The sequence below is a fragment of the Extensimonas soli genome, assembly GCF_029211265.1.
Lineage (GTDB): Bacteria > Pseudomonadota > Gammaproteobacteria > Burkholderiales > Burkholderiaceae_C > Extensimonas > Extensimonas soli.
The window spans coordinates 158,476-183,504 of the sequence record NZ_JARGEL010000011.1 but is presented as its reverse complement, the minus strand read 5'-3'; the positions used below and the strand labels follow the sequence as shown (position 1 = coordinate 183,504).

Here is a 25,029-nt window from a genome sequence, read left to right as displayed (position 1 = left end):
TCAAGTGCTTGTCAATAGGGCGCGAAGCTCGGTTTTGAGCACCTTTCCGTAGCTGTTCTTGGGCAGCGCCTCGACGAACTCGTAGCGCTTGGGGCGCTTGAAGCGGGCGATGTGTTCGAGGCACAGCGCGTCAAGCTCCTCGGCGCTCACCTCGTCGCCCACGATGAAGGCCACGGGCACCTCGCCCCATTCGGCGTCGCGCAGGCCCACGATGGCGACCTCTCGCACCTGCGGGTGCAAAAGCAGCACCTCCTCGACCTCGCGCGGGTAGATGTTCGAGCCGCCCGAGATGATCACGTCCTTGGAACGGTCGAGCAGCGTGAGAAAGCCATCCGCATCGATCTGCCCCACGTCGCCCGTGTAGAGCCAGCCGTCGCGCAGCGTCTTGGCCGTGGCCTCGGGGTTGCGCCAGTAGCCGGGCATCACGCTCGGCCCGCGCACCACCACCTCGCCCAGGGCGCCGGGCGGCAGGGTGTTGCCGTCCTCATCGACCACGCGCACCTGCACCGCCGCTTGCGCCACCCCCACCGAAGCCGCGCGCTGCAGCCAGCGCGGGTGGCTGGTGTCGGCCAGGTGCGTGCGCGCGAGCGCCGTGATCGTCATCGGGCTCTCGCCCTGGCCGTAAATCTGCACGAAGCGCTGCCCCATCACGCGCAGGGCCTCGCGCAGATCATCGACGTACATCGGCCCGCCGCCATAGACGATGGTTTTGAAACCCGACACATCGGCGCCCGTCGCCTTCACGTGCTCCACGAGGCGGCGCACCATGGTGGGCGCGGCAAACAGCGTGAGCCGTCCCACCGACGCCGCGAGCTGCACGAGCTCGGCTGGATCGAAGCCGCCCGAGCGCGGCACCACGTGGCGCGCGCCACGCTGCATCTGCGCGTAGTTGTAGATGCCCGCGCCGTGCGACATGGGCGCGGCATAGACCATGGCGTCCTCGGGCGCAATGTCGTCCACGTCGGAGAAGTAGCACAGCGTAGTGGTGAGCAGGTTGCGGTGCGTCTGCATCACCCCCTTGGGCCGGCCCGTGGTCCCCGAGGTGTAAAACAGCGAGGCGAGGTCGTCGGGCGCGCGCTCCTGCAGCGCCAGCGGCGCGTGCTGCAGGGCCTGCTCGTACGCCGGGCTGCCAAGCACCAGCGTGTGCGCCGCATCCGCACCCGCGGCGAGGGCCGCGTCACGCAGTTCTGCGGAGACGAACACCCAGCGCACCCCGGCGTCGGCGAGCACGTAGGCCAGTTCTTTGGCATGCAGTTTGTAGTTGACCGGCACCGTGACCGCACCGGCCCAATACACGGCGTGCAGCGCCTCGAGGTACTGCGGGCAATTCTCCGAAAAAATCGCCACGCGCTCGCCCGGCGCCACGCCCCAGTGGCCTTGCAAAAAACCCGCGAGCGCAGCCACACGGGCGCCGAGCGTGCGGTAGTTCATCAACACCTCGTCGCCCGCCAGTACGGCAGGCCGCTCGGCATACGCAAGGGCGCTGCGGCGCAACAGTTCGGTGATATTCATGGGGGGAAGTCTCCTGAATGAAGAAGGCAAGCCATTTTCCCGCCATCGCCCCGCCAATCCGCGGCCCGCACCTCAGTGAAAACCCTGACACGACGACCATCCCGAAAAAAGGCCTTCATTTCCCCTCCTTTTTGACGAAATACCCATCGAGAGGGCGTAAATTCATTTCGCGGATTTCGCGCCGCCTCGTTTCCTTGCCAAAAAGGAGCATCACCATGCCCATCCATGCCGTAGACCGATCTCCCCCTTGGCGACCGCAAGGGGCAGACTTGTATTCGAGCGGCGCCTCGGGCGCCCCGCCCGTGCGTCCGGTCAACACCTCGCATCCGGTCGAATCGACCGACCGCCTCGGCGAAGGCAGCACTTTGCGCACCCCCGACAAGCTGCAAACCGAAGGCACGGACGGCATGCGCGCCACCCGCGACGGTATTGAAACCCCGGCGGAAAAAGAGCAGCGTGCCAAAGAACAAATTCCGCCGCAGCCGCCGCTGTACCAACAGTTGCTGGACTTCGTCCAGTCGATGTGGCGGGCCAGCAGCAACGCCGTGGAGGTCGCGCAAAACGTCCACCAGACTGCGCAGCAGGAGCGTTTGGCGCAGCAGGCGCCGCAAGAGCCCCTGACCTACTCGGCGCCCAAGGTCAAGCGCAGCAGCGGCTCTTGAAGACCCGCGCCCGCAGCGCATGTCTTTTGCGTCGTTCAGCGTCCAATCCGCCCACGGGCGGCGTTTCCTGGGCCTGATGCGTGCCCTTGGATCGCTTCGCGTCCCCAGCCAATGCGCGATCTGCCGCGCCTGGCCCGCGCAGCGCATCTGCACGGGCTGCGTGGCACGCTTTGCCCAGCCGCGCGCGCGTTGCCTGCGCTGCGCGCTGCCCGTGCCCGCAGGCGTGCACACCTGCGGCGCCTGCCTGCGCACACCACCTTTGCTCGATGCCTGCTACGCCGCCGTGGATTACGGCTACCCCTGGGCCGGGGTGATCGCAGACTTCAAATTCCGTGGCGACCCGGGCTGGGCGGCGGCGCTGGCAGGATTGCTGCGCGCGACGCCTGGCGCCGAGCCCGCGCTCGACGCTGCCGACCGCGTGCTGCCCGTGCCGCTCGCGCGCGCACGCCTGCGCGAGCGCGGCTTCAACCAGGCCGCGCTGCTTGCACAGCAGCTTGCAGCGCACAAAACCGACAAACACCTGCTGCTGCGCCTGCGCGACACGCAAGCGCAAAGCAGCCTGCCGCGCCACGCGCGGCTGCGCAATCTGCAAGGCGCTTTTGCCGTCGAGCCGCTGCGTGCGGCGGGCCTCGCCGGGCAGCGCGTCGTGCTCATCGACGACGTGCTGACCACCGGCGCCACGCTGGACGCTGCGGCGCAGGCGCTGCGCACAGCGGGCGCCGCGCACATCACCGCGCTGGTGCTCGCGCGCACGCCGGCGGCGCGCTGAGCCAGTGCTGGGCGCGACAATACGCGCCATGTTCCGCATCGTCCTCGTCGAACCCGAAATCCCGCCCAACACCGGCAACGTGATCCGCCTCGCGGCCAACACTGGCTGCGAATTGCACCTGGTCGAACCGCTGGGCTTTGCCATGGACGACAAGCGCCTGCGCCGCGCGGGGCTCGACTACCACGAATATGCGCGCGTGCAGCGCCACCGCGACTGGGAAGCCTTGCTGCAAAGCCAGCAGCCCGACCTCACACGCATGTTCGCGCTGACCACGCAGGGCAGCCAGAGCGTGTACGCCTGCCGCTTTATGCCCGGCGACTGGCTGGTGTTCGGCGCCGAAACACGCGGCCTGCCGCCCGCGCTGCGCGAACGCTTTCCAGCGGCGCAGCGCCTGCGCCTGCCCATGCGGCCGGGCCAGCGCAGTCTGAACCTCTCGAACGCCGTGGCCGTGACCGTGTTCGAAGCCTGGCGCCAAAATGGTTTTGCCCTGCCAGACAGCGCGCCATGAAGCACCACGAAGCGCCATGAAGCGCCGATGCTCAGGTATCGAGCCAGGCGCAAATCCCCTGCCACTGCGCCAGGTCGCGCGCCACGCGGCTGGGCGCGACATCGAACAGCGTGAGCCCGTGCGCCGCGAGGTGCACGTAGTTTTGCGTGTCGCGCAGATAACCGAGCACCGGCAGGCCCAGCCCGGCGATGAAGCGCTGCAGCTGCTCGGCCGCGTGCGTGCGCTCGTCCACGCGCATGCCCACCAGGCCCACCGGCACGCCTGCGGCGCGGCGGTGCTCGGCAAGCTGCTGCAAGAAGTCATTCGTGGCAAAAATGTCGAATATGCTGGGCTGCAGCGGTACGATGACTTTGTCGGCGCGCTTGAGCAAGGCATCCAGGCGCTTGCCGTGCAGGCCCGCGGGGGTGTCGATGACGACGTGCGTCGTGCCCTTGGGCGGCTTGGCGACCTGATTGGGGTCAATGTCCCAGGTGCCTATGGGGCGCGCCTGCGCCGGGCGCAACCCCAGCCACATGCGTGACGATTGCTGGCGATCGGTGTCGCCGAGCATGACGGCATGGCTTTGCGCGGCAAAGTAGCCGGCGATGTTCGTCGCGAGCGTCGATTTGCCGACGCCGCCCTTGGGATTGGCAACCAAGACTACGCGCATGACCGCCCCTTTTGCCTGGAAATCGTGGATCGCACCATGTTCTTCGCGGCGCGCCTCACACGCGCTCGAGGATCACAGCGATGCCCTGGCCCACACCTATGCACATGGTGCACAGCGCGTAGCGCCCGCCCGTGGCGTGCAGGCGGTTCACCGCCGTGGTGGCCAGACGTGCGCCGCTCGCGCCGAGCGGGTGACCGAGCGCAATGGCGCCGCCCCAGGCGTTGACGCGCGCGTCGTCGTCGGGCAGGCCGAGCAGGCGCAGCACGGCCAGACCCTGCGCGGCAAAGGCCTCGTTGAGCTCGATCACATCGATCTGCGCGAGGTCGAGCCCGGTTTGCGCGAGCACTTTTTGCGTCGCGGGCACGGGCCCTAAGCCCATGATGCGCGGCGCCACGCCGGCCACGGCCATGCCGACCACGCGCGCCTTGGGCGTGAGGCCGTGGCGCGCGGCCTCGGATTCGCTCGCGAGCAGGAGCGCGCAGGAGCCATCGTTCACGCCGCTTGCATTGCCCGCGGTCACGCTGCCGTCGGGCTTGACCACGCCCTTGAGCTTGGCCAGCGCCTCGAGGCTGGTTTCGCGCGGGTGCTCGTCCTGCGTGACGGCGATGGGGTCACCCTTTTTCTGCGCAATGTGCACGGGCGTGATCTCGCGCGCGAGATGGCCCGCACGCTGCGCGGCCACGGCTTTTTGCTGGCTGGCGAGCGCCATGCGGTCCTGCGCCTCGCGCTCGATCTTGCATTCGACGGCCACGTTTTCTGCCGTCTCGGGCATGGAGTCGGTGCCATAGAGCTGCTTCATGCGCGCGTTCACGAAGCGCCAGCCTATGGTCGTGTCGTAGATCGCGGCGTTGCGGCCGAAGGCAGATTCGGCCTTGGGCATGACGAAAGGCGCGCGGCTCATGCTCTCGACGCCGCCGGCGATCATCAGGCCCGCCTCGCCCGCCTTGATCGCACGCGCCGCCGTGCCCACGGCGTCCAGCCCCGAGCCGCACAGGCGGTTGATGGTCGCGCCCGGCACCTCCAAGGGCAGGCCCGCGAGCAGGCTCGCCATGTGTGCGACGTTGCGGTTGTCCTCACCCGCCTGGTTCGCGCAGCCGTAGAGCACGTCCGTGAGGCGCGCCCAATCGACCTTGGGGTTGCGCTGCATCAGCGCCTGGATCGGGATCGCGGCAAGGTCGTCGGTGCGCACGCTCGCAAGCGCGCCGCCGTAGCGGCCGATGGGGGTGCGGATGGCGTCGCAGATGAAGGCTTGGGTCATGGGGTCTCCTTGTCGATTCGATAAGCGCCGATGGTACCTGCAGCCGCCGCAGCCTCTGCATTTGCGACAATGGCGCCCTCTTTTTATCGGAGCGCCGTTTTCATGATCTGCCCCGTGGTTCTGTGTGGTGGCGCGGGCACGCGCCTGTGGCCGCTGAGCCGCAAGGCCCTGCCCAAGCAATTCGTCCCTTTGATCGACGGCCAAAGCCTGTTGCAGCTCACGCTGGCGCGGCTCAAGCTGTTGCAACCCGCGGGCGACACGGCGGCCGGGGCGCGCGCCGTCTGCGTGGCGGCGGAAGAACACCGCTTTCTCGTGCTCGACGCGCTGCAGGCCGTGGGGCTGCGCGGCGAGGTCATTCTCGAGCCCGTGGGCCGCAACACCGCCGCGGCAATGGCGCTTGCCGCCTTGCGTGCGCCCGCACAAGAGCTGTTGCTGTTTTGCCCGGCCGACCACCACATCCCCGATGCTGCGGCCTTCGCGGCGATGGTGCAGCAGGCGCGCGCGGCCGCGCACGGCGGCGCCATCGTCACCTTTGGTGTGCACCCGAGCTTTCCAAGCACGGCCTACGGCTACATCCAGCAAGGTGCCGCACGCGGCGACGGCAGCCACGCGGTGGCGCGCTTCATCGAAAAACCCGACGCCGCGCGCGCCCAGGCGCTGCTGCTGCAGGGCGACGTGCTCTGGAACGCGGGCATCTTTCTGTGCCGCGCCGACGTGCTGCTGGCCGCGCTGCAGGCGCATGCGCCCGACATTCTCGAGAGCTGCCGCCGCGCCATGGCGGGGGCCACGCAGGACGAGGTCTTCATCCGCCCCGAACCCACCGCCTTTCGCGCCTGCCGCGCCGAAAGCATTGACTACGCGGTGATGGAGCATTGTCAGAACGTCGCCGTCGTGCCTTTTCACGGGCGCTGGAGCGACGTGGGCAGCTGGAACGCCGTGGCCGAGCTCACGCCCGCCGACGCGCAGGGCAACCGCATCGTCGGCGCGGGCCTCGCAGTGCAGGCGCAGGACACCTACATCCACGCACCGCACCGCCCGGTGGTGGCGCTGGGCACGCAAGACCTGTTGATCATCGACACGCCCGACGCCGTGCTGGTCATGGAGCGCAACCATGCCGAGCAGGTCAAGGGCGTGGTCGCGCAGCTCGAAGCGCAGCAGACGCCGCAGGCCGCGCAGCACCGCAAGGTGGCGCGCCCCTGGGGCTGGTACGACAGCGTGGACGCGGGCGAGCGCTTTCAGGTCAAGCGCATCATGGTGCGCCCCGGCGCTGCCTTGAGCCTGCAGCTGCACCACCACCGCGCTGAGCACTGGATCGTCGTCAAGGGCACGGCCGAAGTCACGCGCGGCAAAGAGAGCTTTTTGCTCACCGAAAACCAGTCCACCTACATCCCCATCGGCGAATTGCACCGGCTGCGCAACCCGGGCAAGACCGATCTGGAGATGATCGAGGTGCAGTCCGGCAGCTACCTCGGCGAGGATGACATCGTGCGCCTCGAAGACCGCTACGGGCGCCAGGACGGTTGAGCGTTATCTGCCTCCGCGCTTCAGCGCGCGACGAAGCTGCCCGACTTGCCGCCGTGCTTTTCGAGCACGCGCACGTCGGTGATCGTCATGCCGCGATCCACGGCCTTGCACATGTCGTAAATCGTGAGCAGCGCCACCTGCACCGCGGTAAGCGCCTCCATCTCCACGCCCGTGGGGCCCACGGTTTCCACGGTTGCAGTGCAATATATGCCGATAGCGCCCGCCACATGAGCGCTGGCAGCTTCGAAGTCGATAGCAACGCGCGTGAGCGGCAGCGGATGGCACAGCGGGATCAGCTCGCTCGTCTTCTTCGCGGCCTGGATGCCCGCGATGCGCGCAATGCCCAGCACGTCGCCTTTTTTCGCACTGCCCGATTCGATCAGCGCAAGCGTTTCGGGCAACATCTGGATGCGCCCGCCGGCCACGGCGATGCGGTGCGTCGCCGGCTTGGCCGCGACATCGACCATATGGGCCTGGCCTTGGGCGTCGAAATGGGTCAATGGGGACATGGCGGGGGACAAGGCAAGGGAGCGTCGTGGGCTGGCATCATACGGGCCGGCGCCCATGGCACGAGGGCGCGGTGCGGTTTTTATGCAGATTTTCAAGCCAAATCGGGCTATAGCCTTTATCCATAAAGCACTGGCAGCTTCTCTTATCGTAGCGATAGGGGCTGCGCTGCCGCCGCCCTTGACCGCGCAGACGCGCCTGCCCGCGCTCGGCGAGGGCGGCGACATCACCGTCGCCGAGGAGCGACAACTCGGCGACATGATCGTGCGCGACATCTACCGCGACCCGTCTTACATCGACGACCCGACGCTGGGTGAATACGTGCAGGGCATCTGGGACGATCTGCTCGCCGCCGCGCGCAAGCTCGGCGAGCTCACGCCCGAAATCGACGAGCGCTTCGCCTGGGAGCTGCTCCTGATCCGCGACCGCACCGTGAACGCCTTTGCGCTGCCCGGCGGCTATATGGGCGTGCAATTTGGTCTGATCGGCGTGGTGACTTCGCGCGACGAGCTCGCTTCGGTCTTGGCACACGAAACCAGCCACATCACGCAACGCCACATTTCGCGCCTGATCACGCAGCAGGGCCAGCAGACGCCGCTCGTGATCGCCGCGATGGTGCTGGGCGCGCTCGCGGCTTCGCGCAGCCCCGACGCGACGCAGGCGCTGGTGCTGGGCGGGCAGGCGCTCGCGGTGCAAAACCAGCTCAACTTCTCGCGCGACATGGAACGCGAGGCCGACCGCATGGGCTACACGCTGATGCAACCCGCAGGCTTTGCGCCGCAAGGCTTCGTGAGCATGTTCGACAAGCTGCAGCAGGCGAACCGCCTCAACGACAACGGCGCCTGGCCCTACCTGCGCACGCACCCCTTGACCACGCAGCGCATCGCGGACATGCAGGCGCGCCTGCAGTCCGCCGGCCTGACCTTTTTCCTGCCGCCGCCCACGACCGAGCACGCCATGCTCTCGGCGCGCGCGCGCGTGCTCGCCAGCCCCGGCGTCGACGCGCTGCGCCAGCGCGTGGCCGAACCCAAAAGCCCCGGCTTTGCGAGCCTGCCGCTCGCGCGCCGCGCCGCGGCCCTGTACGCCACGGCGCTCGCGAGCAGCCAGTTGCGCGACTTTGACGGCGCGCGCACCGGAGCCAGGCAGCTCGCCGACGCCGTGCGCGGCGACGCCGGCGCGCTGCGCCAGGCACATTTGCTGGCGGCGGAAATAGAGCTCGCTGCGGGCGACCCCAGCGCCGCGCTGCAGCAACTCCCCGCGGCGGCGGAAGCCAAGGCGCACGACAAACGCCCCGAACTGCTGCTGCGCGCACAAGCCCGGCTGCGCAGCGGCCGCCCTGCCGAGGCGACCGGCGTGGCCGAAAGCCTGCAAACCTGGGTGACCACGCACCCACGCGACGCCACCGCCTGGCAACTGCTCTCGAGCGCGTGGCAGGCCCAGGGCCAAGCGCTGCGCGCGATACGCGCCGAAGCCGAGTCCTTCGTGGCGCACTACGACTATGCGGCCGCGGTCGACCGCCTCAAGGCGGCACAAAACCTCGCGCACAAAAGCGGCGCCAGCGCGGACTACATAGAGGCTTCGATCATCGACGCGCGTCTGCGCGCCGTGCAGCTACTTGCGAAGGACCAGGCCGCCCAGCGCTGACTGGATCAGCAATCCGAGCAGCGAATACAGCAGCGAGCCCCACAGCGCCGCGCCAAAGCCGTTCACGTGAAAGCCTTCGAGGATGGAGGCCGCGGCCCAGAACAGCAGCGCATTGATGACGAACAAGAACAGCCCCAGCGTGAGCACGGTCACCGGCAAGGTCAGCAGCACCAGAACAGGACGCAACACCACGTTGAACAAGCCGATCACCAAGGACGCGATCAAGGCCGCACCAAAGCTCTGCACCTGCACCCCGCCGTAAAGGTAGGCCACACACAGCAGCGCGACCGCGCTGAGCACCCATTGGAGAAGAAGTTTCATGCCCAAAGGATAGCACCGTGGCGCGGCACTGGGGCGGTGTTCAGTGCGCCACTGCCCCGCCGGCAAACAGGCTCTTGATTTGCCCTTCGGCCTCAAACCAATCCTCTTCCGGCGAGCGCCCCTGAAAGCCCCGCTGCTCGGCGATGAAATAAGCCGCCTCGGCAACATAGCGGTGGTGCAAGTCGGCGGGCAAAGACAGGGCGCGCGAAGTGCGGGGCTTCTTGGCACGTTCTGCCACCGGCTTGCGCGAGGCACTCGCACTGCGCACAGCAACGGAACCCGCCTCGGCTGCCTTCCTGGCCTTCGGCGCTGAAACAATGGCTTTTGTCATGGCTCACCCTTCCTTTAGAAAAACCCGCGAACATTGGCGACTGTCCCAGAGCCAAGCCGTGGGACTGGCATCGTAACTGCGCACGCATGACGAGACAAGACATCCCGAGCGAAAAGAAGGGGCCGTCTTTGGCTCTGGAAAGATGCCGCGCATCCTCCCGACCCTCCCGCCTGCATGAGCGCGCGCAAGGATGGCGAAACGGCCAGCCGGGCTAGTGTAGTGTTCGACGCTATCTGCGACATAAAACCGCGTCTTTTCGGCCCGGGCCGCGTTGCAAATCCTCGCGATACCACCCGGTATCGCTGCGGTTTGCGCCTTGCCCAGACCAAAAATCCATCGGTTTTATTTGTCGCATCAAGCATCAAACACTACACTAGTTTCGCGTTTGTCGAGGGCGGTACCGAAGGCGTTTTCCGGTGGCGAGGGAATTTTTTCACCGGCTTCGCAGCTACGCCCCCTGCGGTGGGGCATCATGCGATGTCCCACCTGCGCGCTCGGCATAACGGTTGAAGCGCCAGGCCGTATGCTCGCGCGTGATGCGCCGCCAGACACCGCGCTTTTCGGCGGCGCTCATTTCCGTCCAGCGCTGCACTTCTTCGAAGGTGCGGCCGCATCCTTTGCAGCTCGCATCACCCTGGCTGGTGGAGCAAATGGCAATGCAGGGCGTGTCGGGCGTGCTCGCATACCAAGCCAGCCACGCGGCCAGCGCCTGCGGCGTCAGCACTCTTTCATCAACGTCCTCTTCATGGCGGAACACCATGCCCGCATACACCTCGGCCAGGGCGCGCGTGGCGGGCGCGAGCGTGCCGCTCCCGTCGGCGGGGGCGTGCGCGCGCCAGTAATTGATCGCCGCCTCGATGTCGGTGATGTGGATGGCGGCCATGGACATGAAATGGGCTTCGTGCGGCGCCGAAAAAAAAGCCCGGAACGTGCCGCGCTGGATTTTTTGGATTGCGCGCAGCACCTGGCCATTGCGCGGCCACGGTGCGCGCGGCACCTTCATTTTTTCTGACGGTATTTGCGCAGCGCGGCGAGTTGCGCCGCCATGACTGCGAGTTCCGCCTGCGCCTTGGCCAGATCGAGCTCGCTCTTGGCGTTCTTGACGGCTTCTTCGGCGGCGCGCCGGGCTTCGTTGGCCTTTTCTTCGTCCAAATCCCTGCCACGGATCGCGGTATCGGAGAGCACGGTCACGCAATCGGGTTGCACTTCGAGAATGCCACCCGCCACGAAAACGAACTCTTCCTCACCGTTGTCCATCTCTATGCGCACCGAGCCGGGCTTGATGCGCGTGATCAGCGGTGTGTGGCGCGGGTAGATGCCCAACTCGCCCATCTCGCCGGGCAGCGCGATGAAGCGCGCCTCGCCGGCAAAAATGGATTCTTCCGCACTGACCACATCGACGTGGATGGTATTCATCATTGCTCCTGCAAAAGCCTAGGGGGTTCGTCGGACTTGGGCTGCCTGGCCAAAGCCAAGCCTCCCGCGCCGGATCAAACCAGCTTCTTGGCCTTTTCGAAGGCCTCGTCGATGGTGCCGACCATATAGAAGGCCTGCTCGGGCAGATGGTCGCACTCGCCGTTCACGATCATCTTGAAGCCACGGATGGTCTCGGACAGCGGCACGTACTTGCCCGGCGAACCCGTGAACACTTCGGCCACGTGGAAGGGCTGCGAGAGGAAGCGCTGGATCTTGCGCGCGCGCGCCACGGCCAGCTTGTCTTCGGGCGCAAGTTCGTCCATGCCCAGAATCGCGATGATGTCGCGCAGCTCCTTGTAGCGCTGCAGCGTGCCTTGCACGGCGCGCGCGACGCCGTAATGCTCCTCTCCGACGACCAGCGGGTCGAGCTGGCGGCTCGTGGAGTCGAGTGGATCGACAGCGGGGTAGATACCCAGCGCGGCGATGTCACGCGACAGCACGACGGTGGAATCCAAGTGCGCGAAAGTCGTGGCAGGCGAAGGGTCGGTCAAGTCGTCCGCAGGCACGTACACAGCCTGGATCGAAGTGATCGAGCCCACCTTGGTCGAGGTGATCCGCTCTTGCAGGCGACCCATTTCTTCGGCCAGCGTAGGCTGGTAGCCCACGGCGGAAGGCATGCGACCCAGCAGTGCGGACACTTCGGTGCCGGCCAGCGTGTAGCGGTAGATGTTGTCCACGAAGAACAGCACGTCGCGGCCTTCGTCACGGAAGGATTCGGCGATGGTCAGGCCCGTGAGCGCCACGCGCAGGCGGTTGCCCGGCGGCTCGTTCATCTGGCCATAGACCATGGACACCTTGGACTCGCTGAGGTTCTCGAGGTTCACCACGCCCGATTCGGCCATTTCGTGGTAGAAGTCGTTGCCCTCGCGCGTGCGCTCGCCCACACCGGCAAACACCGACAGGCCCGAGTGTGCCTTGGCGATGTTGTTGATGAGCTCCATCATGTTCACAGTCTTGCCCACGCCGGCGCCGCCGAACAGGCCGACCTTGCCGCCCTTGGCGAACGGGCAGACCAAGTCGATCACCTTGATGCCGGTTTCGAGCAGTTCTTGCGAGGGCGACAGCTCGTCATACACCGGCGCCTTGCGGTGGATGGAGGCCGTGACCTCCTGGCTCACGGGGCCGCGCTCGTCGATGGGAGAGCCGAGCACGTCCATGATGCGGCCCAGTGTGGCCTTGCCCACGGGCACGGTGATGGGATTGCCCGTGTTGCTGACCATGAGGCCGCGACGCAGACCTTCGGACGAGCCCAGCGCAATCGTGCGCACGACGCCGTCACCCAGCTGCTGCTGCACTTCGAGCGTCAGCGGCGAGCCCTCGAGCTTGAGCGCATCGTAAATCTTGGGCATTTGCGCGCGCGGGAACTCCACGTCCACCACGGCGCCGATACATTGCACGATCTTGCCCAGAGCGCCTGCGTTCTGGGAGGTATTTTCTTGAGCCATTTGTTCTCGCTCCAAATTTGAGGTTGCCGGCGGCCGCTTACACTGCGGCGGCACCCGCGACGATTTCCGAAAGTTCTTTCGTGATCGCTGCCTGGCGTGTCTTGTTGTAAACCAGCTTCAGCTCGGCAATCACGTTGCCGGCGTTGTCGGTGGCCGCCTTCATGGCCACCATGCGCGCCGACTGCTCGGACGCCATGTTCTCGGCCACGGATTGGTAGATCAGGGATTCGACGTAGCGCAGCAGCAGTTCGTCGATCACGCTCTGCGCGTCGGGCTCGTAGAGGTAATCCCAGCTGTGCGCGTCCTTGCCGGCTTCCAGTTGCGCGGAAGACAGCGGCAGCAATTGCTCCACCATCGATTCCTGCTTCATGGTGTTGATGAACTTGGTGTAGCACAGATACACCGCGTTGATCTTGCCTTGCGCATACGCATCGAGCAGCACCTTGACGGGGCCGATGAGCTTGTCGAGGTGCGGCGTGTCGCCCAAACCCGTGGCGTGCGAGACCACGTTGGCACCGATACGGTTCAAGAACCCCAGGCCCTTGTTCCCTATGGCCACGGCCTGCACGTCCACACCGGCGCCTTGCAGTTCGCGCAGCTTGGTGGTGATGGCGCGCAGCACGTTGGTGTTCATGCCGCCGCACAGGCCCTTGTCGGTCGTGACGACGATCATGCCGGCCGCCTTCGCGTCGTTGGCCTTCATGAAGGGGTGCACGTATTCGGGGTTTGCCTGACTCAGGTGCGCCGCGATGTTGCGGATTTTGTCGCTGTAGGGACGGGCGGCGCGCATCCGGTCCTGCGCTTTGCGCATCTTGGATGCAGCCACCATTTCCATGGCCTTGGTGATCTTCTTGGTGTTTTCCACCGAGTGGATCTTGCCGCGTATTTCCTTGCCTACTGCCATATCAGTTCCTCGTTGGTTGGGGACGGAGCGTGCGCTTGGCTACTGCTGCGCCCCACAAGGTTTATAGGTCAGGCGAAGGACTTTTTGAATGCCGTGAGGGCGGCAGTCAATTCGGCCTCGGCGTCCTTGTCCATGGCCTTGTCCTTCTCGAGCTTGGCCAATAGGGCGGCGTGGCTGGTTTGCAGGAACTGGTGCAGGCCATGTTCGAACTCGAGCACCTTCTTGACATCGACGTCGTCAAGAAAGCCCTTGTTGACCGCAAACAGCGAAGCCCCCATCAGCGAGATCGGCAGCGGGCTGTATTGCGCCTGCTTGAGCAGCTCGGTCACGCGCGCGCCCCGGTCGAGCTGCTTGCGCGTGGCTTCATCGAGGTCGGAGGCGAACTGCGCGAACGCGGCCAGTTCGCGGTACTGCGCCAAGTCGGTACGGATACCGCCGGACAGACTTTTGATCAGCTTGGTCTGCGCCGCACCACCGACGCGCGACACGGAGATGCCGGCATTGATGGCAGGGCGAATGCCCGCGTTGAACAGATTGGTTTCGAGAAAGATCTGACCGTCGGTGATCGAGATCACGTTGGTCGGCACGAACGCGGACACGTCACCGGCTTGCGTCTCGATGATGGGCAGCGCCGTGAGCGAACCCGTCTTACCCTTGACCGCGCCTTTGGTGAAGGCTTCGACGTAGTCGGCGTTGACGCGCGCGGCGCGCTCGAGCAGGCGGCTGTGGAGATAGAAAACGTCGCCGGGGAAGGCTTCGCGGCCCGGCGGGCGGCGCAGCAGCAGCGACACCTGGCGGTAGGCCACGGCCTGCTTGGACAGGTCGTCATAAATGATCAGCGCGTCTTCGCCACGGTCGCGGAAGTATTCGCCCATGGTGCAGCCCGAATAGGCGGCGACGTATTGCATGGCGGCGGATTCAGAGGCCGATGCCGCAACGACGATGGTGTATTCCATCGCGCCCGCTTGCTCGAGGGCGCGCACCACGTTCTTGATCGACGAAGCCTTTTGGCCGATCGCGACGTAGATACAGGTCACGCCCTGGCCCTTTTGCGCGAGGATCGCATCCACGGCCACGGCCGTTTTGCCGGTCTGGCGGTCGCCGATGATCAACTCGCGCTGGCCGCGGCCGATAGGCACCATCGAGTCGATGGACTTGAGGCCGGTTTGCAGCGGCTGGTCCACCGACTGGCGCGCGATCACGCCGGGCGCGACCTTTTCGATCACGTCGGTAAGCTTGGCGTCGATCGGGCCTTTGCCGTCGATCGGCTGCCCCAGCGCATTGACCACGCGGCCCACGAGTTCGGGGCCCACGGGCACTTCCAGAATGCGGCCCGTGCATTTGACGGTGTCGCCTTCGGAGATGTGCTCGTACTCACCCAGAATCACCGCACCGACCGAGTCGCGCTCGAGGTTCAGGGCCAGGCCGTAGGAGGGCGCGCCGCCGGGCGTGGGGGGGAATTCCAGCATTTCGCCTTGCATGGCGTCAGAGAGGCCATGCACGCGCACGATGCCGTCGGAGACGGACACCACGACGCCCTGGTTGCGAATGTCGGCATGCGCAGCCAAGCCCTCGATGCGGCTTTTGATGAGTTCAGATATTTCTGCGGGATTGAGTTGCATGACTCTTTCCTTCCTTGGTTGAGCCTGATCCCACCGCGCTTCAGGCGGTGAGGGCCGCTTTCATTTGTTCAAGACGGGCCTTGACCGAAGTGTCGAGCACCTCGTCGCCCACCACTACGCGAATGCCGCCGATGAGCGCAGGATCAAGCTGCACACTGAGGTTCAGCTTGCGTCCGAAACGCTTTTCGAGTGTCGCTGTCAAATCGGCCAACGCTGCCTCGTCTATGGGAAAGGCGCTGTGGACGATTGCATCCGAACTGCCTTTGTGCTCGTTCACGCGGGCGCGCAATTGCGCGGCGATCTCGGGCAAGGCTGGCAGGCGACCGTTGGCAATCAGCGTGCGCAAAAAATTCTGCGCAAGTTGCGGCAGCGCAGAGCGTGCCACGCCGGCAAAGAGGTCGTAAACCTGCTCGTCCGTGACTTTCGGGCTTTCGGCCAGCTGCTGCACATGGGGGTTGGCGGCGATCGCCGCCAGCTCTTCGACCAAGGCGGCCGTGCCATCGAGGTCGGCGCCCGTCTCGACGGCCGCCTTGAGCAAGGCTTCGGCGTAGGGACGGGCGATGGTGGCGAGTTCTGCCATCTGTGTCCCCTTACAGCTCGGTCTTCAAGCGGTTCAGCAAGTCGGCATGCACCGTGGCATCGACTTCTTTGCGCAGGATCTGTTCGGCACCTTTGACGGCCAGCGCCGCCACCTGGTCGCGCAGAGCCTCGCGGGCACGGATGGCCTGCTGCTCCGCCTCGGCCTGCGCTGCGGCAACGATCTTGTTGCCTTCTTCGCTGGCGCGTGCTTTGGCTTGCTCGATGATGGACTGTGCCAGACGCTCTGCGTCGGCCAGGCGCGTGGCAGACTCGTTGCGCGCCTGTGCCAGTTCCTTTTCGACGCGCTGGTTGGCAGCGGTCAACTCGGACTTGGCACGATCGGCGGCAGCGAGGCCATCGGCGATTTTCTGTGCTCTTTCATCCAGCGCCTTGGCGATCGGTGGCCACACGAATTTCATCGTGAACCACACAAGGATCAAGAAAACGATGGCCTGAAAGAACAGTGTCGCGTTGATACTCACGGCAACACCTTTCTGTAGTGGCGTTGAACGGGATTACTTGGGCAGGTTGGCCAGCAAGGTCGACACGAAGGGGTTGGCGAAGGCGAACAGCAGGGCGATGGCCACACCGATCAGGAAGGCCGCGTCGATCAGACCGGCCAAGATGAACATCTTGGTTTGCAATTCATTGATCAATTCAGGCTGACGTGCCGACGATTCGAGGAACTTGCCGCCCATCAGCGCAATACCGATCGAAGCGCCGATAGCGCCGAGACCCACAATCAGACCGCAAGCCAGAGCGACGAGACCGAGAATGTTTTCCATGATGACTCCTGAGTTGAAAAGGAAAGGTTGAGGAAGGAAACGAAAGGGAACGCGAGAAAAAACCGAATCAATGTGCGCTGTGCGCCTGACCGAGGTAGATCAGCGACAGCATCATGAAGATGAAGGCCTGCAAGGTGATCACGAGGATGTGGAACAGCGTCCAGATCGTGCCCGCGATCACATGCCCCAAGGGCAGCAACGCACCGGACAAGGACACCGCGGCAGCGCCGCCCATCAGCGCGATCAGCATGAAGACCAGTTCGCCCGCATACATGTTGCCAAACAACCGCATGCCGTGCGATACCGTGTTGGCCACGTATTCGATGATCTGCATGAGCAGGTTGACCACGCCGAGGATCAAGGCAAACAGCGGATTCTTGCTGGTGCCGAACGGCGCCGAGACGAGTTCATGCGCCCAGCCGCCAACGCCCTTGACCTTGACGCTGTACCAAAAGCGCAGCAGCAGCACCGCAAAGGCCAGCCCCAACGTGGTAGACAGGTCGGCCGTGGGCACGACGCGCAGATAGGCGTGGTGCGGATCGTGGCCCGCAGCTTCGTAAACCTTGGACCAGATGGCCGGAAAGAGATCGACCGGCAGCATGTCCATGGTGTTCATCAGGAAAATCCAGACGAACACCGTGAGCGCCAGGGGCGCAATGAACTTGCGGCTTTGTGCATTGTGGATGTTGGCCTTGGCCTGGTTGTCCACCATTTCGACCAGAATCTCGACCGCTGCCTGAAAGCGCCCCGGCACGCCCGAGGTGGCCTTGCGCGCCGCAAGCCACAGCACGAAGACACCGAGCAAACCCAAGGCCAGGGCGACGACGATGGAATCGATATTCACCACAGAAAAATCGACGATCGATTTTTGCTGGATGTTCTGGAGGTGCTGCAGGTGGTGAACGATGTATTCACTTGCAGTGGGGGCGTGCGCTTCTGCGGACATCGGACGACTCTTCCCTCGATATCAATTGGTTGCTCGAACACCGGGACGCACCCATAGGGCGACCCAGTACGCTTTCATTGTGACCACCATACCCAGCAGCAGGGCCAGCCAGCTCAAGTCCGGCACCAGCCTGGGCGCCGCCAGCAGCAGGGCGACCGAGACGATGATCTTGACCAGCTCCCAGCCGAAGAACCGCGCCATGACCGCGCTCGCAGTCCCGGCCGCTGAACGGCGCGATATGCCGCGCACCAGCAGGGCCGCAGGGGCCACCACCGCAAACGCACCATACAACGCCGACCAGCCCGCCTGGACATTGCCGCTTACCAGCCAGACAAGCAAGGCCACGAGCCCCCCCGTCAACGCCTGCCCCGCCACCAAACTCCACAAGGATACCGGAGGATGGCGGCTGCGCCACTGCGCGGCTTCTTGGGCCGACAGGGGCTTGAAGTCCTGCTCCTGGGCTTCATCTGCATCTTCGGGTGCGATTGTTGTCATATTGGATGGCACCCAGATTACAGATCGATAAAATTCACAAAGCCCCCCATTATAGGTAAAACCCTGAGGGCTCTGGAAGCTGCTGGCTGCCGCTGCGCAAAGCCCTTGTGATTGCGGCAGGCAGTCGACACCGTTTTTGCGGTCACTCTGCCGCGTGCAGGCGACTATTTTGCACTGCCAGCAAGCTTGCACCTGTCACAAATCCCCTCCGAGCATGGCCCATCCTGACACATTGCTGACCTACCCCGCGCCCTTCCCCATCAAGGTGATGGGCGCCAAGTCCGAAGCCTTCGTGGCCGCCGTGACTGAACTCGCGCAGCGGTTCGACCCTTCCTTCGACTCCAGCCGCGTAGCCCTGCGCGATAGCCGCACGGGCAAGTACCTCGGCATCACGCTGACCATCACAGCCACCAGCCGCACGCAACTCGACGACCTGTACCGCGCGCTGACTTCGCACCCTCTGGTGCAAATAGTGCTCTGATCCATGCCCCTACCGTTCGAGTTGCACATGCTGGGCCGGGTGGACTACGCGGCCACCGTGCAGGCCATGCAGGACTACACCGCCACACGCACGCCGCAAAGCCCCGATGTGCTTTTGATATGCGAGCATGAAGCGGTGTATACGCAAGGGCTGGCGGGCAAAAACGAGCACATTTTGGCGCCAGGGGACATCCCCGTGGTCGCGACCAACCGCGGCGGGCAGGTGACCTTCCACGGCCCGGGGCAGGTGGTGGCCTATCCGCTCATCGACCTGCAGCGCGCGGGCTACTACGTCAAGGAATACGTGCACCGTCTCGAAGAGGCTGTGCTGCGCACGCTCGCGCATTTCGGCGTGACGGGCCACCGCGTGGCGGGGGCGCCGGGCATTTATGTGCGCCTGGCCGATCCGGCGGGGCATGCGCTGCTGGCGCAGCGGCCGCGCAAAGTCGAGCGAACCGATAGTGAACAAAGCAGCAAGACACCCGCGCCCGATTTCACCGGCCTGGGCAAGATCGCGGCGCTGGGCATCAAGGTCAGCCGGCACTGCAGCTACCACGGCGTGGCGCTCAACGTGGCGATGGACCTCGAGCCCTTTACGCGCATCCACCCTTGTGGTTATGCGCAGTTGCGCACCATAGACCTTTCTACAATCGGCGTGCACACCAGCTGGGAGGAAGCCGCGCAGGTGCTCGCGCAGCAGCTCGGCATCTGGCTTGCCCCCTGAAACACCGCTTTTCTCTCCCCGCGGCCCCTCCACTGCCTTTCGGCCCCGACCTGCCATGAGCTCCTCCGACATCGTGCGCGAAGCGCAATCCCCCGAAGCCTACAACCCGCTGGCCAAGCACAAGGCGGCGTCCAAGCTCGCGCGCATTCCTGTCAAGGTCACGCCCGGCGAGGTCTTGCGCAAGCCCGAATGGATCCGCGTCAAGGCCAGCGCCGCGGGCTCGCGCTTTTACGAGGTCAAGGAGATCTTGCGCGCGCACAAGCTGCACACGGTGTGCGAGGAGGCGAGCTGCCCCAACATCGGCGAATGCTTCGGCAAGGGCACGGCAACCTTCATGATCATGGGCGACAAGTGCACGCGCCGCTGCCCGTTCTGCGACGTGGGCCACGGCCGGCCCGACCCGCTCGACCCCGACGAGCCGCTGAACCTCGCGCGCACCGTGGCCGCGCTGCGCCTCAAGTACGTGGTCATCACGAGCGTGGACCGCGACGATCTGCGCGACGGCGGCAGCGCTCACTTCGTGGCCTGTATCCAGCAGATTCGTGCGCTTTCGCCGCAGACGCAGATCGAAATCCTGGTGCCCGACTTCCGCGGCCGCGACGACCGCGCGCTCGAGATCCTGCGCGCGGCGCCGCCCGACGTGATGAACCACAACCTCGAGACCGTGCCGCGCCTCTACAAAGAAGCGCGCCCGGGCTCGGACTACCAGTTCAGCCTGAACCTGCTGCAAAAGTTCAAGGCGCAGCACCCTGGCGTGCCGACCAAGAGCGGCATCATGGTGGGCCTGGGCGAGACCGACGAAGAGGTGCTGCAGGTGCTGCGCGACATGCGCGCGCACGGCATCGACATGCTGACCCTAGGCCAGTACCTCGCGCCCAGCACGAGCCACTTGCCCGTGCGGCGTTACGTGCATCCAGACACCTTCAAAATGTACGAGGAAGCCGCCTACGCGCTGGGTTTCAGCCACGCCGCCGTGGGGGCGCTGGTGCGTTCGAGCTACCACGCCGACTTGCAGGCGCATGCGGCCGGTGTCTGAAAAGCAAAGCCCCGCGCCCGCCGCAGACGAGCAGATTGCGCCCATGCACCTGCGTGCCAATGCCTACGCGCTGGGCGCGATCGCACTGTGGGCCGCGCTGGCCGCGCTCGCGGTGTCGCTCAGCCACGTGCCGCCGCTGTTTCTGACCGGCGCGGCGCTGGTGCTGGGCAGTGTGCCGTCCTGGCCGCTGGTGCTGCGCGATCCGGCGCAGTGGCGCATTCCGCTGCGCACGCTCGCGCTGGGCGTGTACGGCCTGTTCGCCTACCACTTCCTGCTCTTCATCGCGCTGCGCCACGCGCCCGCCGTGCAGGCGAACCTGCTCAACTACCTGTGGCCGCTGCTCATCGTGCTGCTCGCGCCCCTGCTGCTGCCGGGCATGCGGCTGCGCTGGACGCATGTGCTGGCGGGGCTGCTCGGCTTCACGGGCGCGGCGCTCGCGATCACGGGCGGGCGCACGCCGGATGCCGCGCTCGCCTGGGGTTATCTGCCGGCACTCGCCGCGGCCTTCATCTGGGCCAGCTACTCGCTGCTGACGCGGCGCGTGGCGGCGTTCCCGACGACGGCGATCGGCCTGTTCGGGCTGGTGTCGGGCCTGCTCGCGCTGCTGTGCCACGCGCTGCTCGAGCCCGCCGCGCAGCTGCAGGCACGCGACTGGGCCTTGCTCGCGCTGCTGGGCCTGGGGCCTTTGGGCGGGGCGTTTTTCCTGTGGGACAAGGCGCTCAAGCTCGGCGATGCGCGGCACATTGGCATCCTGAGCTACGTCACGCCCGTGGCCTCGACGGCGCTGCTCATGGTCGTGCGCGGGCAAAGCCCCGGCGCGAGCCTGGTGCTCGCCACGGCCTTGATCCTGGGCGCGGCCATCGTGGGCATGCGCGCGTGAGGGAGTTTCGGTGTCTCACGAAAAATATGGGTCTTTTTGGCCTATAGCCCTTATATATCAAGCACAAACAGCTATTGTTTTGGAAGTATCTTGAGCATTGCCATGACCGCTGGCGCCATCGCGCCCGATGAACTGCTGACCGGCCTGCCGCCCGTGGTGGGCGCGCACACGCGCGTGCTCGTGCTCGGCAGCTTTCCGAGCGTGGCGTCCTTGCGGGCGCAGCAGTATTACGCGCATCCGCAAAACCACTTCTGGCGCATCCTGCAGGCGCTGTGGCCCGCGCACCCCATACCTGCGGCGCACACGCCCGAAGGCTACGCGCAGCGCTGCGACTGGCTGCGCGCGCGCGGCCTGGGCTTGTGGGACGTGTATGCGCGCTGCACGCGCGCCGGTAGCCTGGACGCGCAGATCCGCAATGCCGAGGTGAACGACTTTGCGCTGCTGCAAGCGCGCTGCCCAGAGCTTGCCGCAGTCGCGCACAACGGCGGCGAGAGCTTTCGCCACGCGCGCCAGACGGCCCGGCTCGGCGTGCCCGTGCACCGCCTGCCCTCGACGAGCCCGGCGAATGCGTCCTGGAGTTTTGCGCGTAAATTGCACGCCTGGGGCGAGCTGTTCGCCCGCTACGGCCTCGTTTGACCTTTTTACTGCATGTCCACCTCCAAGACCGCTTCCAAGACCACCGCCAACCTGCCCGAAGTCAGCATCTCCGAGGACGGCCCGGTACGCCACCTGCATCTGGGCACGCCCTGGATCCAGGGCTCGATGCGCCTGGCCGACCCCTTTGCGATCGAGCTCGAATACGTGCAGCGCATGATGGCCTGGCTGCTCTTCGTGGAGCCTGCCAGCGTGCGCCAGCGGCATGCGATGCAATTGGGGCTTGGCGCTGGCGCCATCACGAAGTTTTGCTACAAAAAACTGCATATGTGCTGCACCGCCGTGGAGCTCAATCCGCAGGTGCTCGCGGTGTGCCGCAGCTGGTTCAAGCTGCCGCCCGACGGCCCCAAGCTGCGCGTGGTGCTGGCCGACGCGGCGCAGGAGATCCGCGACCCGATGTGGCTGGGCACGGTGGACGCGCTCGCCGTCGATCTGTACGACCACGAAGCCGCGGCGCCGGTGCTCGACAGCGCCGCGTTTTACGACGCTTGCCGCGCGCTGCTCAGCGACGACGGCTGCATGACGGTGAACCTGTTTGGCCGCGCGGCGAGCTACGAGCGCAGCGTGCAGGCGCTCAGCGAGGCCTTCGGCGCCGAGGCGCTGTGGGCCTTCAAACCCACGCGCGAGGGCAACACCATCGTGCTCGCGCAGCGCACGCCATGCCGCCCGCCGCGCGCCGAACTGCAGGCGCGCGCCGAGGCCGTGCAGGCGCGCTGGGGCATTCCTGCGACCAAGTGGCTGCGCGTGTTCAAGCCCGTGAGCGCGGTCAAGGGTGGAAACGCAACCCGCACCTGAACCTGCTGGCGACGGCCGGCGTCACCCGAGCGGCTTGAGCGCCCAGATTTCGTCGGCGTATTCCTGGATCGTGCGGTCGGAGGAAAACCGCCCCATGCTGGCGATGTTGAGGATGGCCTTGCGCGTCCATTCGCTCGGGCGGCGGTACAGCTCATCGACGCGCTGCTGCGTGGCCACGTAGTCGGCGTAGTCGGCGAGCAGCTGGTAGTGGTCGGTCTCGAGCAGCGCGTGCACGATGTCCTGGTAGCGCTGCGGCTCCTGCGGCGAGAAGGTGCCGTCGGCGATGTGGTTCATGGCCGTCTTGAGGTCGTAGTTTTGCTCGTAGTAGCTGCGCGGCCGGTAGCCTTTGGCACGCAGCTCGGCCACTTCTTCGGTGCGGTGGCCGAAGATGAAAATGTTATCGAGCCCGACCTGCTGCGCGATCTCGATGTTCGCGCCGTCCCAAGTGCCTATGGTGAGCGCGCCGTTGAGTGCGAACTTCATGTTGCCCGTGCCCGAGGCCTCGGTGCCTGCGAGCGAAATCTGCTCCGACAGGTCGGCCGCGGGAATGATGAGCTCGGCCAGCGTGACGCGGTAGTTGGGCACGAACACCACCTTGAGCCGGTTGCCCACGACAGGGTCGCAATTGATGGTGCGCGCGACGTCGTTGATCAGGCGGATGACCTTCTTGGCCAGTTGGTAGGCGAACGCGGCCTTGCCGCCGAAAATCACGGTGCGCGGCACCCAGTTGGCCTGCGGGCGCGCCTGAATCTGGTGGTAGCGCGTGATCACGTGCAGCAGGTTCAGCAGCTGGCGCTTGTATTCGTGGATGCGTTTGACCTGCACGTCGAACAGGCTTTCGACGTCGAGCTGCACGCCGAGCTCACGCGCGATGTAGTCGGCCAGACGCTGCTTGTTTTGCTGCTTGGCCAGGCGCACGGCGTTGTTGAACACGGGGTCGTCGGCGAGCGGCTTGAGCACGGCGAGCTGTTCGTCGAGGTCGCGCCGCCAGTCGGTGCCCACGCGCGCGTCGATCAGCGCCGCCAGCGGGCGGTTGGCCTGCGCGAGCCAGCGCCGTGGCGTGATGCCGTTGGTCTTGTTGCAAAAGCGCTCGGGGAAGATGTGCGCGAAGTCGGCAAAAATGCTGCGCGCCATGAGCTCGCTGTGCAGCTGCGACACGCCGTTGACCTTGCGGCTCGCAAGCACGCACAAAAAGGCCATGCGCACGCGCCGGCCACCGTTCTCCTCGATCAGCGAGACGCGCCGCGGCAGGTCGTTGTCGTCGGGGTGCTGCTCATGCACCTGGGCCAGAAAGCGCGCGTTGATGTCGTAGATGATGCGCAAGTGGCGCGGCAGCAGGCGGCCGAGCAAGTCGACGGGCCAGGTCTCGAGCGCCTCGGGCATCAGCGTGTGGTTGGTGTAGCTGAACACGCGCGTGCACAGGCCCCAGGCGGCGTCCCAGTCGAGGTGCTGCTCATCGACCAGCAGGCGCATGAGCTCGGGCACGGCGAGCGCGGGGTGCGTGTCGTTGAGGTGGATCGCGACCTTGTCGGCGAACTGGGCAAAATTGCCGTGGTCGCGCAGAAAGCGGCGCACGATGTCCTGGATCGAGGCGCTGACAAAAAAGTATTCCTGGCGCAGGCGCAGCTCGCGCCCGCGCTCGGAGCTGTCTTCAGGGTAGAGCACGCGCGAGACGTTCTCGGCCTCGTTTTTCGCCTCGACGGCGCGAAAGTAGTCGCCCTGGTTGAAGGCCTCGAGATTGATGGTGTCGCTGTCGCGCGCCGACCACAGGCGCAGCGTGGCCACCGCGTGCAGCTGGTAGCCGGGCACGGGCGTGTCGTAGGCGGTGGCGATCACGTCTTCGGGCGCATCGACCCAGGCGAGCGCGCCGCCCTCGCCGGGCACGACGCGGCCGCCGAAGTGCACCGTGCAGCCGGCCTCGGGGCGCACGAATTCCCACGGGTTGCCGCCCACGAGCCAGTTGTCGGGCTCTTCGACCTGGCGACCATCAAGGATGCGCTGCGTGAACATGCCGTAGTCGTAGCGTATGCCATAGCCCATCGCGGGCAGGCCCAGCGTGGCAAGCGAGTCCATGAAGCACGCGGCCAGGCGCCCCAGGCCGCCGTTGCCCAGGCCCGGTTCGGCCTCGAGATTGGCGAGCGCGTCGAAATCCGCGCCCAGCTGTGCGCAGGCGGCGCGCGTTTCCTCGTAGATCCCCTCTGCTATGAGCGCATTCGTGAGCATGCGGCCCATGAGGAATTCCATCGAGAGGTAATACAGCTGCTTGGCGTCCTGGTCGCGCGTGAGCTTGCGCGTTTCGCTCCAGCGGTCCATGACGCGCTCGCGCACCGCATAGACGATGGCGAACAGCCAGTCGCGCTGGGTGGCCGAGGTCGGGTCCTTGCCCACGGCATAGACCAGCCAGGTCGCGATCGAGTCGCGCAGGGCCTGCACCGAGTTGCTCGGGTGCTCGACCTGGAAATCGAGGGTTTCGTCGTTCATGGTTTTTGCGTCGACTTCATCAAAAAAGAGAGCTGCTTACGC

General features: G+C 65.7%; 28 protein-coding genes. 11 read left to right on the top strand and 17 right to left on the bottom strand.

From position 1 onward, the window contains the following. A complete protein-coding gene (locus PYV55_RS03940; RefSeq protein WP_275849397.1) occupies nucleotides 1–1,512 on the bottom strand; it encodes a class I adenylate-forming enzyme family protein in 1,512 nt (503 codons plus the stop codon). Nucleotides 1,513–1,727: 215 nt separating this feature from the next. Between PYV55_RS03940 and PYV55_RS03935 the strand changes: the two genes are divergently transcribed. The 3 genes from PYV55_RS03935 (at nucleotide 1,728) to trmL (ending at nucleotide 3,451) form a co-directional block, all read left to right on the top strand. Continuing rightward, nucleotides 1,728–2,174, top strand: a complete 447-nt coding sequence (locus PYV55_RS03935; RefSeq protein ID WP_275849396.1) for a hypothetical protein — start codon at nucleotides 1,728–1,730, stop codon at nucleotides 2,172–2,174. A 76-nt stretch (nucleotides 2,175–2,250) separates the two neighbouring features. Continuing rightward, nucleotides 2,251–2,943: a phosphoribosyltransferase family protein gene (locus PYV55_RS03930; protein ID WP_275849424.1), complete on the top strand. Its 693-nt coding sequence runs from the start codon at nucleotides 2,251–2,253 to the stop codon at nucleotides 2,941–2,943. A 28-nt stretch (nucleotides 2,944–2,971) separates the two neighbouring features. Beyond that, a complete protein-coding gene (trmL, locus tag PYV55_RS03925) occupies nucleotides 2,972–3,451 on the top strand; it encodes a tRNA (uridine(34)/cytosine(34)/5-carboxymethylaminomethyluridine(34)-2'-O)-methyltransferase TrmL (protein ID WP_275849395.1) in 480 nt (159 codons plus the stop codon). Nucleotides 3,452–3,482: 31 nt separating this feature from the next. On the opposite strand, the gene PYV55_RS03920 is transcribed toward trmL, so the two are convergent. Then, entirely contained in the window at nucleotides 3,483–4,100 is a 618-nt protein-coding gene (locus PYV55_RS03920; RefSeq protein ID WP_275849394.1) for a ParA family protein, read from the bottom strand. Nucleotides 4,101–4,155: 55 nt separating this feature from the next. Beyond that, on the bottom strand, nucleotides 4,156–5,358 hold the full coding sequence (gene pcaF, locus PYV55_RS03915; protein ID WP_275849393.1) for a 3-oxoadipyl-CoA thiolase: 1,203 nt from the start codon (nucleotides 5,356–5,358) through the stop codon (nucleotides 4,156–4,158). 102 nt (nucleotides 5,359–5,460) lie between these two features. Here pcaF and PYV55_RS03910 point away from each other — a divergent pair, with 102 nt between their 5' ends. Further along, nucleotides 5,461–6,882, top strand: coding sequence for a mannose-1-phosphate guanylyltransferase/mannose-6-phosphate isomerase (locus PYV55_RS03910; RefSeq protein WP_275849392.1), 1,422 nt, complete (start codon nucleotides 5,461–5,463; stop codon nucleotides 6,880–6,882). 20 nt (nucleotides 6,883–6,902) lie between these two features. On the opposite strand, the gene moaC is transcribed toward PYV55_RS03910, so the two are convergent. Further along, nucleotides 6,903–7,391: a cyclic pyranopterin monophosphate synthase MoaC gene (gene moaC / locus PYV55_RS03905; protein WP_275849391.1), complete on the bottom strand. Its 489-nt coding sequence runs from the start codon at nucleotides 7,389–7,391 to the stop codon at nucleotides 6,903–6,905. Nucleotides 7,392–7,473: 82 nt separating this feature from the next. Here moaC and PYV55_RS03900 point away from each other — a divergent pair, with 82 nt between their 5' ends. Then, complete coding sequence (locus PYV55_RS03900; protein ID WP_275849390.1) at nucleotides 7,474–9,033, top strand: M48 family metalloprotease; 1,560 nt, start codon at nucleotides 7,474–7,476, stop codon at nucleotides 9,031–9,033. On the opposite strand, the gene PYV55_RS03895 is transcribed toward PYV55_RS03900, so the two are convergent. From PYV55_RS03895 to PYV55_RS03840, 12 genes are all read right to left on the bottom strand, one after another. Next, nucleotides 9,001–9,354 (bottom strand): phage holin family protein, encoded by a 354-nt coding sequence (locus tag PYV55_RS03895; RefSeq protein WP_275849389.1) that lies wholly within the window; start codon nucleotides 9,352–9,354, stop codon nucleotides 9,001–9,003. The genes PYV55_RS03900 and PYV55_RS03895 overlap by 33 nt on opposite strands. 40 nt (nucleotides 9,355–9,394) lie before the next feature. After that, nucleotides 9,395–9,685 (bottom strand): DUF2934 domain-containing protein, encoded by a 291-nt coding sequence (locus PYV55_RS03890; protein WP_275849388.1) that lies wholly within the window; start codon nucleotides 9,683–9,685, stop codon nucleotides 9,395–9,397. Nucleotides 9,686–10,133: 448 nt separating this feature from the next. After that, nucleotides 10,134–10,568, bottom strand: coding sequence for a DUF3717 domain-containing protein (locus PYV55_RS03885; protein ID WP_275849423.1), 435 nt, complete (start codon nucleotides 10,566–10,568; stop codon nucleotides 10,134–10,136). Nucleotides 10,569–10,684: 116 nt separating this feature from the next. Beyond that, on the bottom strand, nucleotides 10,685–11,101 hold the full coding sequence (locus PYV55_RS03880) for a F0F1 ATP synthase subunit epsilon (RefSeq protein ID WP_275849387.1): 417 nt from the start codon (nucleotides 11,099–11,101) through the stop codon (nucleotides 10,685–10,687). A gap of 74 nt (nucleotides 11,102–11,175) precedes the next feature. Then, entirely contained in the window at nucleotides 11,176–12,606 is a 1,431-nt protein-coding gene (gene atpD / locus PYV55_RS03875) for a F0F1 ATP synthase subunit beta (protein ID WP_275849386.1), read from the bottom strand. 37 nt (nucleotides 12,607–12,643) lie between these two features. Continuing rightward, complete coding sequence (gene atpG / locus PYV55_RS03870) at nucleotides 12,644–13,510, bottom strand: F0F1 ATP synthase subunit gamma (protein ID WP_275849385.1); 867 nt, start codon at nucleotides 13,508–13,510, stop codon at nucleotides 12,644–12,646. Nucleotides 13,511–13,578: 68 nt separating this feature from the next. Continuing rightward, nucleotides 13,579–15,132, bottom strand: a complete 1,554-nt coding sequence (gene atpA, locus PYV55_RS03865; RefSeq protein WP_275849384.1) for a F0F1 ATP synthase subunit alpha — start codon at nucleotides 15,130–15,132, stop codon at nucleotides 13,579–13,581. 40 nt (nucleotides 15,133–15,172) lie between these two features. Further along, nucleotides 15,173–15,712 (bottom strand): F0F1 ATP synthase subunit delta, encoded by a 540-nt coding sequence (locus PYV55_RS03860; RefSeq protein WP_275849383.1) that lies wholly within the window; start codon nucleotides 15,710–15,712, stop codon nucleotides 15,173–15,175. Between the two features lie 10 nt (nucleotides 15,713–15,722). Further along, nucleotides 15,723–16,193, bottom strand: a complete 471-nt coding sequence (locus tag PYV55_RS03855) for a F0F1 ATP synthase subunit B (RefSeq protein ID WP_275849382.1) — start codon at nucleotides 16,191–16,193, stop codon at nucleotides 15,723–15,725. 33 nt (nucleotides 16,194–16,226) lie between these two features. Further along, nucleotides 16,227–16,496 carry a F0F1 ATP synthase subunit C gene (gene atpE, locus PYV55_RS03850; protein WP_015012210.1) on the bottom strand — a complete coding sequence of 90 codons (270 nt, stop codon included), beginning with the start codon at nucleotides 16,494–16,496 and terminating at the stop codon, nucleotides 16,227–16,229. Between the two features lie 67 nt (nucleotides 16,497–16,563). Beyond that, nucleotides 16,564–17,442, bottom strand: coding sequence for a F0F1 ATP synthase subunit A (gene atpB / locus PYV55_RS03845; protein ID WP_275849381.1), 879 nt, complete (start codon nucleotides 17,440–17,442; stop codon nucleotides 16,564–16,566). Between the two features lie 21 nt (nucleotides 17,443–17,463). Further along, a complete protein-coding gene (locus PYV55_RS03840; RefSeq protein ID WP_275849380.1) occupies nucleotides 17,464–17,937 on the bottom strand; it encodes an ATP synthase subunit I in 474 nt (157 codons plus the stop codon). 214 nt (nucleotides 17,938–18,151) lie between these two features. On the opposite strand from PYV55_RS03840, the gene PYV55_RS03835 reads away from it, so the two are divergent. From PYV55_RS03835 to PYV55_RS03810, 6 genes are all read left to right on the top strand, one after another. Further along, nucleotides 18,152–18,418: a YbeD family protein gene (locus PYV55_RS03835; RefSeq protein WP_275849379.1), complete on the top strand. Its 267-nt coding sequence runs from the start codon at nucleotides 18,152–18,154 to the stop codon at nucleotides 18,416–18,418. Nucleotides 18,419–18,445: 27 nt separating this feature from the next. Then, the gene (lipB, locus tag PYV55_RS03830; RefSeq protein WP_275849422.1) at nucleotides 18,446–19,141 is read left to right on the top strand and encodes a lipoyl(octanoyl) transferase LipB; all 696 of its coding nucleotides are present in this window, start codon (nucleotides 18,446–18,448) and stop codon (nucleotides 19,139–19,141) included. Nucleotides 19,142–19,196: 55 nt separating this feature from the next. After that, nucleotides 19,197–20,177 (top strand): lipoyl synthase, encoded by a 981-nt coding sequence (lipA, locus tag PYV55_RS03825; RefSeq protein ID WP_275849378.1) that lies wholly within the window; start codon nucleotides 19,197–19,199, stop codon nucleotides 20,175–20,177. Nucleotides 20,178–20,226: 49 nt separating this feature from the next. Further along, nucleotides 20,227–21,057, top strand: coding sequence for a DMT family transporter (locus PYV55_RS03820; RefSeq protein WP_275849421.1), 831 nt, complete (start codon nucleotides 20,227–20,229; stop codon nucleotides 21,055–21,057). Between the two features lie 102 nt (nucleotides 21,058–21,159). Continuing rightward, entirely contained in the window at nucleotides 21,160–21,693 is a 534-nt protein-coding gene (locus PYV55_RS03815) for a DNA-deoxyinosine glycosylase (RefSeq protein WP_275849377.1), read from the top strand. Nucleotides 21,694–21,705: 12 nt separating this feature from the next. Beyond that, nucleotides 21,706–22,506, top strand: coding sequence for a class I SAM-dependent methyltransferase (locus PYV55_RS03810; protein WP_275849376.1), 801 nt, complete (start codon nucleotides 21,706–21,708; stop codon nucleotides 22,504–22,506). Nucleotides 22,507–22,527: 21 nt separating this feature from the next. Here PYV55_RS03810 and PYV55_RS03805 read toward each other — a convergent pair whose 3' ends face one another. Next, nucleotides 22,528–24,987: a glycogen/starch/alpha-glucan phosphorylase gene (locus PYV55_RS03805; protein ID WP_275849375.1), complete on the bottom strand. Its 2,460-nt coding sequence runs from the start codon at nucleotides 24,985–24,987 to the stop codon at nucleotides 22,528–22,530. Nucleotides 24,988–25,029: the final 42 nt, after the last annotated feature.

Bases quoted from the DNA above. Each gene is read 5' to 3' on its own strand.
- trmL (WP_275849395.1), top strand. From the start codon at position 2,972: ATGTTCCGCATCGTCCTCGTCGAACCCGAAATCCCGCCCAACACCGGC.
- PYV55_RS03805 (WP_275849375.1), bottom strand. From the start codon at position 24,987: ATGAACGACGAAACCCTCGATTTCCAGGTCGAGCACCCGAGCAACTCG.
- atpE (WP_015012210.1), bottom strand. From the start codon at position 16,496: ATGGAAAACATTCTCGGTCTCGTCGCTCTGGCTTGCGGTCTGATTGTG.
- PYV55_RS03810 (WP_275849376.1), top strand. From the start codon at position 21,706: ATGTCCACCTCCAAGACCGCTTCCAAGACCACCGCCAACCTGCCCGAA.
- PYV55_RS03890 (WP_275849388.1), bottom strand. From the start codon at position 9,685: ATGACAAAAGCCATTGTTTCAGCGCCGAAGGCCAGGAAGGCAGCCGAG.
- atpB (WP_275849381.1), bottom strand. From the start codon at position 17,442: ATGTCCGCAGAAGCGCACGCCCCCACTGCAAGTGAATACATCGTTCAC.
- PYV55_RS03930 (WP_275849424.1), top strand. From the start codon at position 2,251: ATGCGTGCCCTTGGATCGCTTCGCGTCCCCAGCCAATGCGCGATCTGC.
- PYV55_RS03815 (WP_275849377.1), top strand. From the start codon at position 21,160: ATGACCGCTGGCGCCATCGCGCCCGATGAACTGCTGACCGGCCTGCCG.
- atpA (WP_275849384.1), bottom strand. From the start codon at position 15,132: ATGCAACTCAATCCCGCAGAAATATCTGAACTCATCAAAAGCCGCATC.
- PYV55_RS03920 (WP_275849394.1), bottom strand. From the start codon at position 4,100: ATGCGCGTAGTCTTGGTTGCCAATCCCAAGGGCGGCGTCGGCAAATCG.
- PYV55_RS03910 (WP_275849392.1), top strand. From the start codon at position 5,461: ATGATCTGCCCCGTGGTTCTGTGTGGTGGCGCGGGCACGCGCCTGTGG.
- lipB (WP_275849422.1), top strand. From the start codon at position 18,446: ATGCTGGGCCGGGTGGACTACGCGGCCACCGTGCAGGCCATGCAGGAC.
- PYV55_RS03835 (WP_275849379.1), top strand. From the start codon at position 18,152: ATGGCCCATCCTGACACATTGCTGACCTACCCCGCGCCCTTCCCCATC.
- PYV55_RS03935 (WP_275849396.1), top strand. From the start codon at position 1,728: ATGCCCATCCATGCCGTAGACCGATCTCCCCCTTGGCGACCGCAAGGG.
- PYV55_RS03885 (WP_275849423.1), bottom strand. From the start codon at position 10,568: ATGGCCGCCATCCACATCACCGACATCGAGGCGGCGATCAATTACTGG.
- atpG (WP_275849385.1), bottom strand. From the start codon at position 13,510: ATGGCAGTAGGCAAGGAAATACGCGGCAAGATCCACTCGGTGGAAAAC.
- PYV55_RS03880 (WP_275849387.1), bottom strand. From the start codon at position 11,101: ATGAATACCATCCACGTCGATGTGGTCAGTGCGGAAGAATCCATTTTT.
- pcaF (WP_275849393.1), bottom strand. From the start codon at position 5,358: ATGACCCAAGCCTTCATCTGCGACGCCATCCGCACCCCCATCGGCCGC.
- PYV55_RS03860 (WP_275849383.1), bottom strand. From the start codon at position 15,712: ATGGCAGAACTCGCCACCATCGCCCGTCCCTACGCCGAAGCCTTGCTC.
- PYV55_RS03895 (WP_275849389.1), bottom strand. From the start codon at position 9,354: ATGAAACTTCTTCTCCAATGGGTGCTCAGCGCGGTCGCGCTGCTGTGT.
- PYV55_RS03840 (WP_275849380.1), bottom strand. From the start codon at position 17,937: ATGACAACAATCGCACCCGAAGATGCAGATGAAGCCCAGGAGCAGGAC.
- PYV55_RS03900 (WP_275849390.1), top strand. From the start codon at position 7,474: ATGCAGATTTTCAAGCCAAATCGGGCTATAGCCTTTATCCATAAAGCA.
- moaC (WP_275849391.1), bottom strand. From the start codon at position 7,391: ATGTCCCCATTGACCCATTTCGACGCCCAAGGCCAGGCCCATATGGTC.
- atpD (WP_275849386.1), bottom strand. From the start codon at position 12,606: ATGGCTCAAGAAAATACCTCCCAGAACGCAGGCGCTCTGGGCAAGATC.
- lipA (WP_275849378.1), top strand. From the start codon at position 19,197: ATGAGCTCCTCCGACATCGTGCGCGAAGCGCAATCCCCCGAAGCCTAC.
- PYV55_RS03940 (WP_275849397.1), bottom strand. From the start codon at position 1,512: ATGAATATCACCGAACTGTTGCGCCGCAGCGCCCTTGCGTATGCCGAG.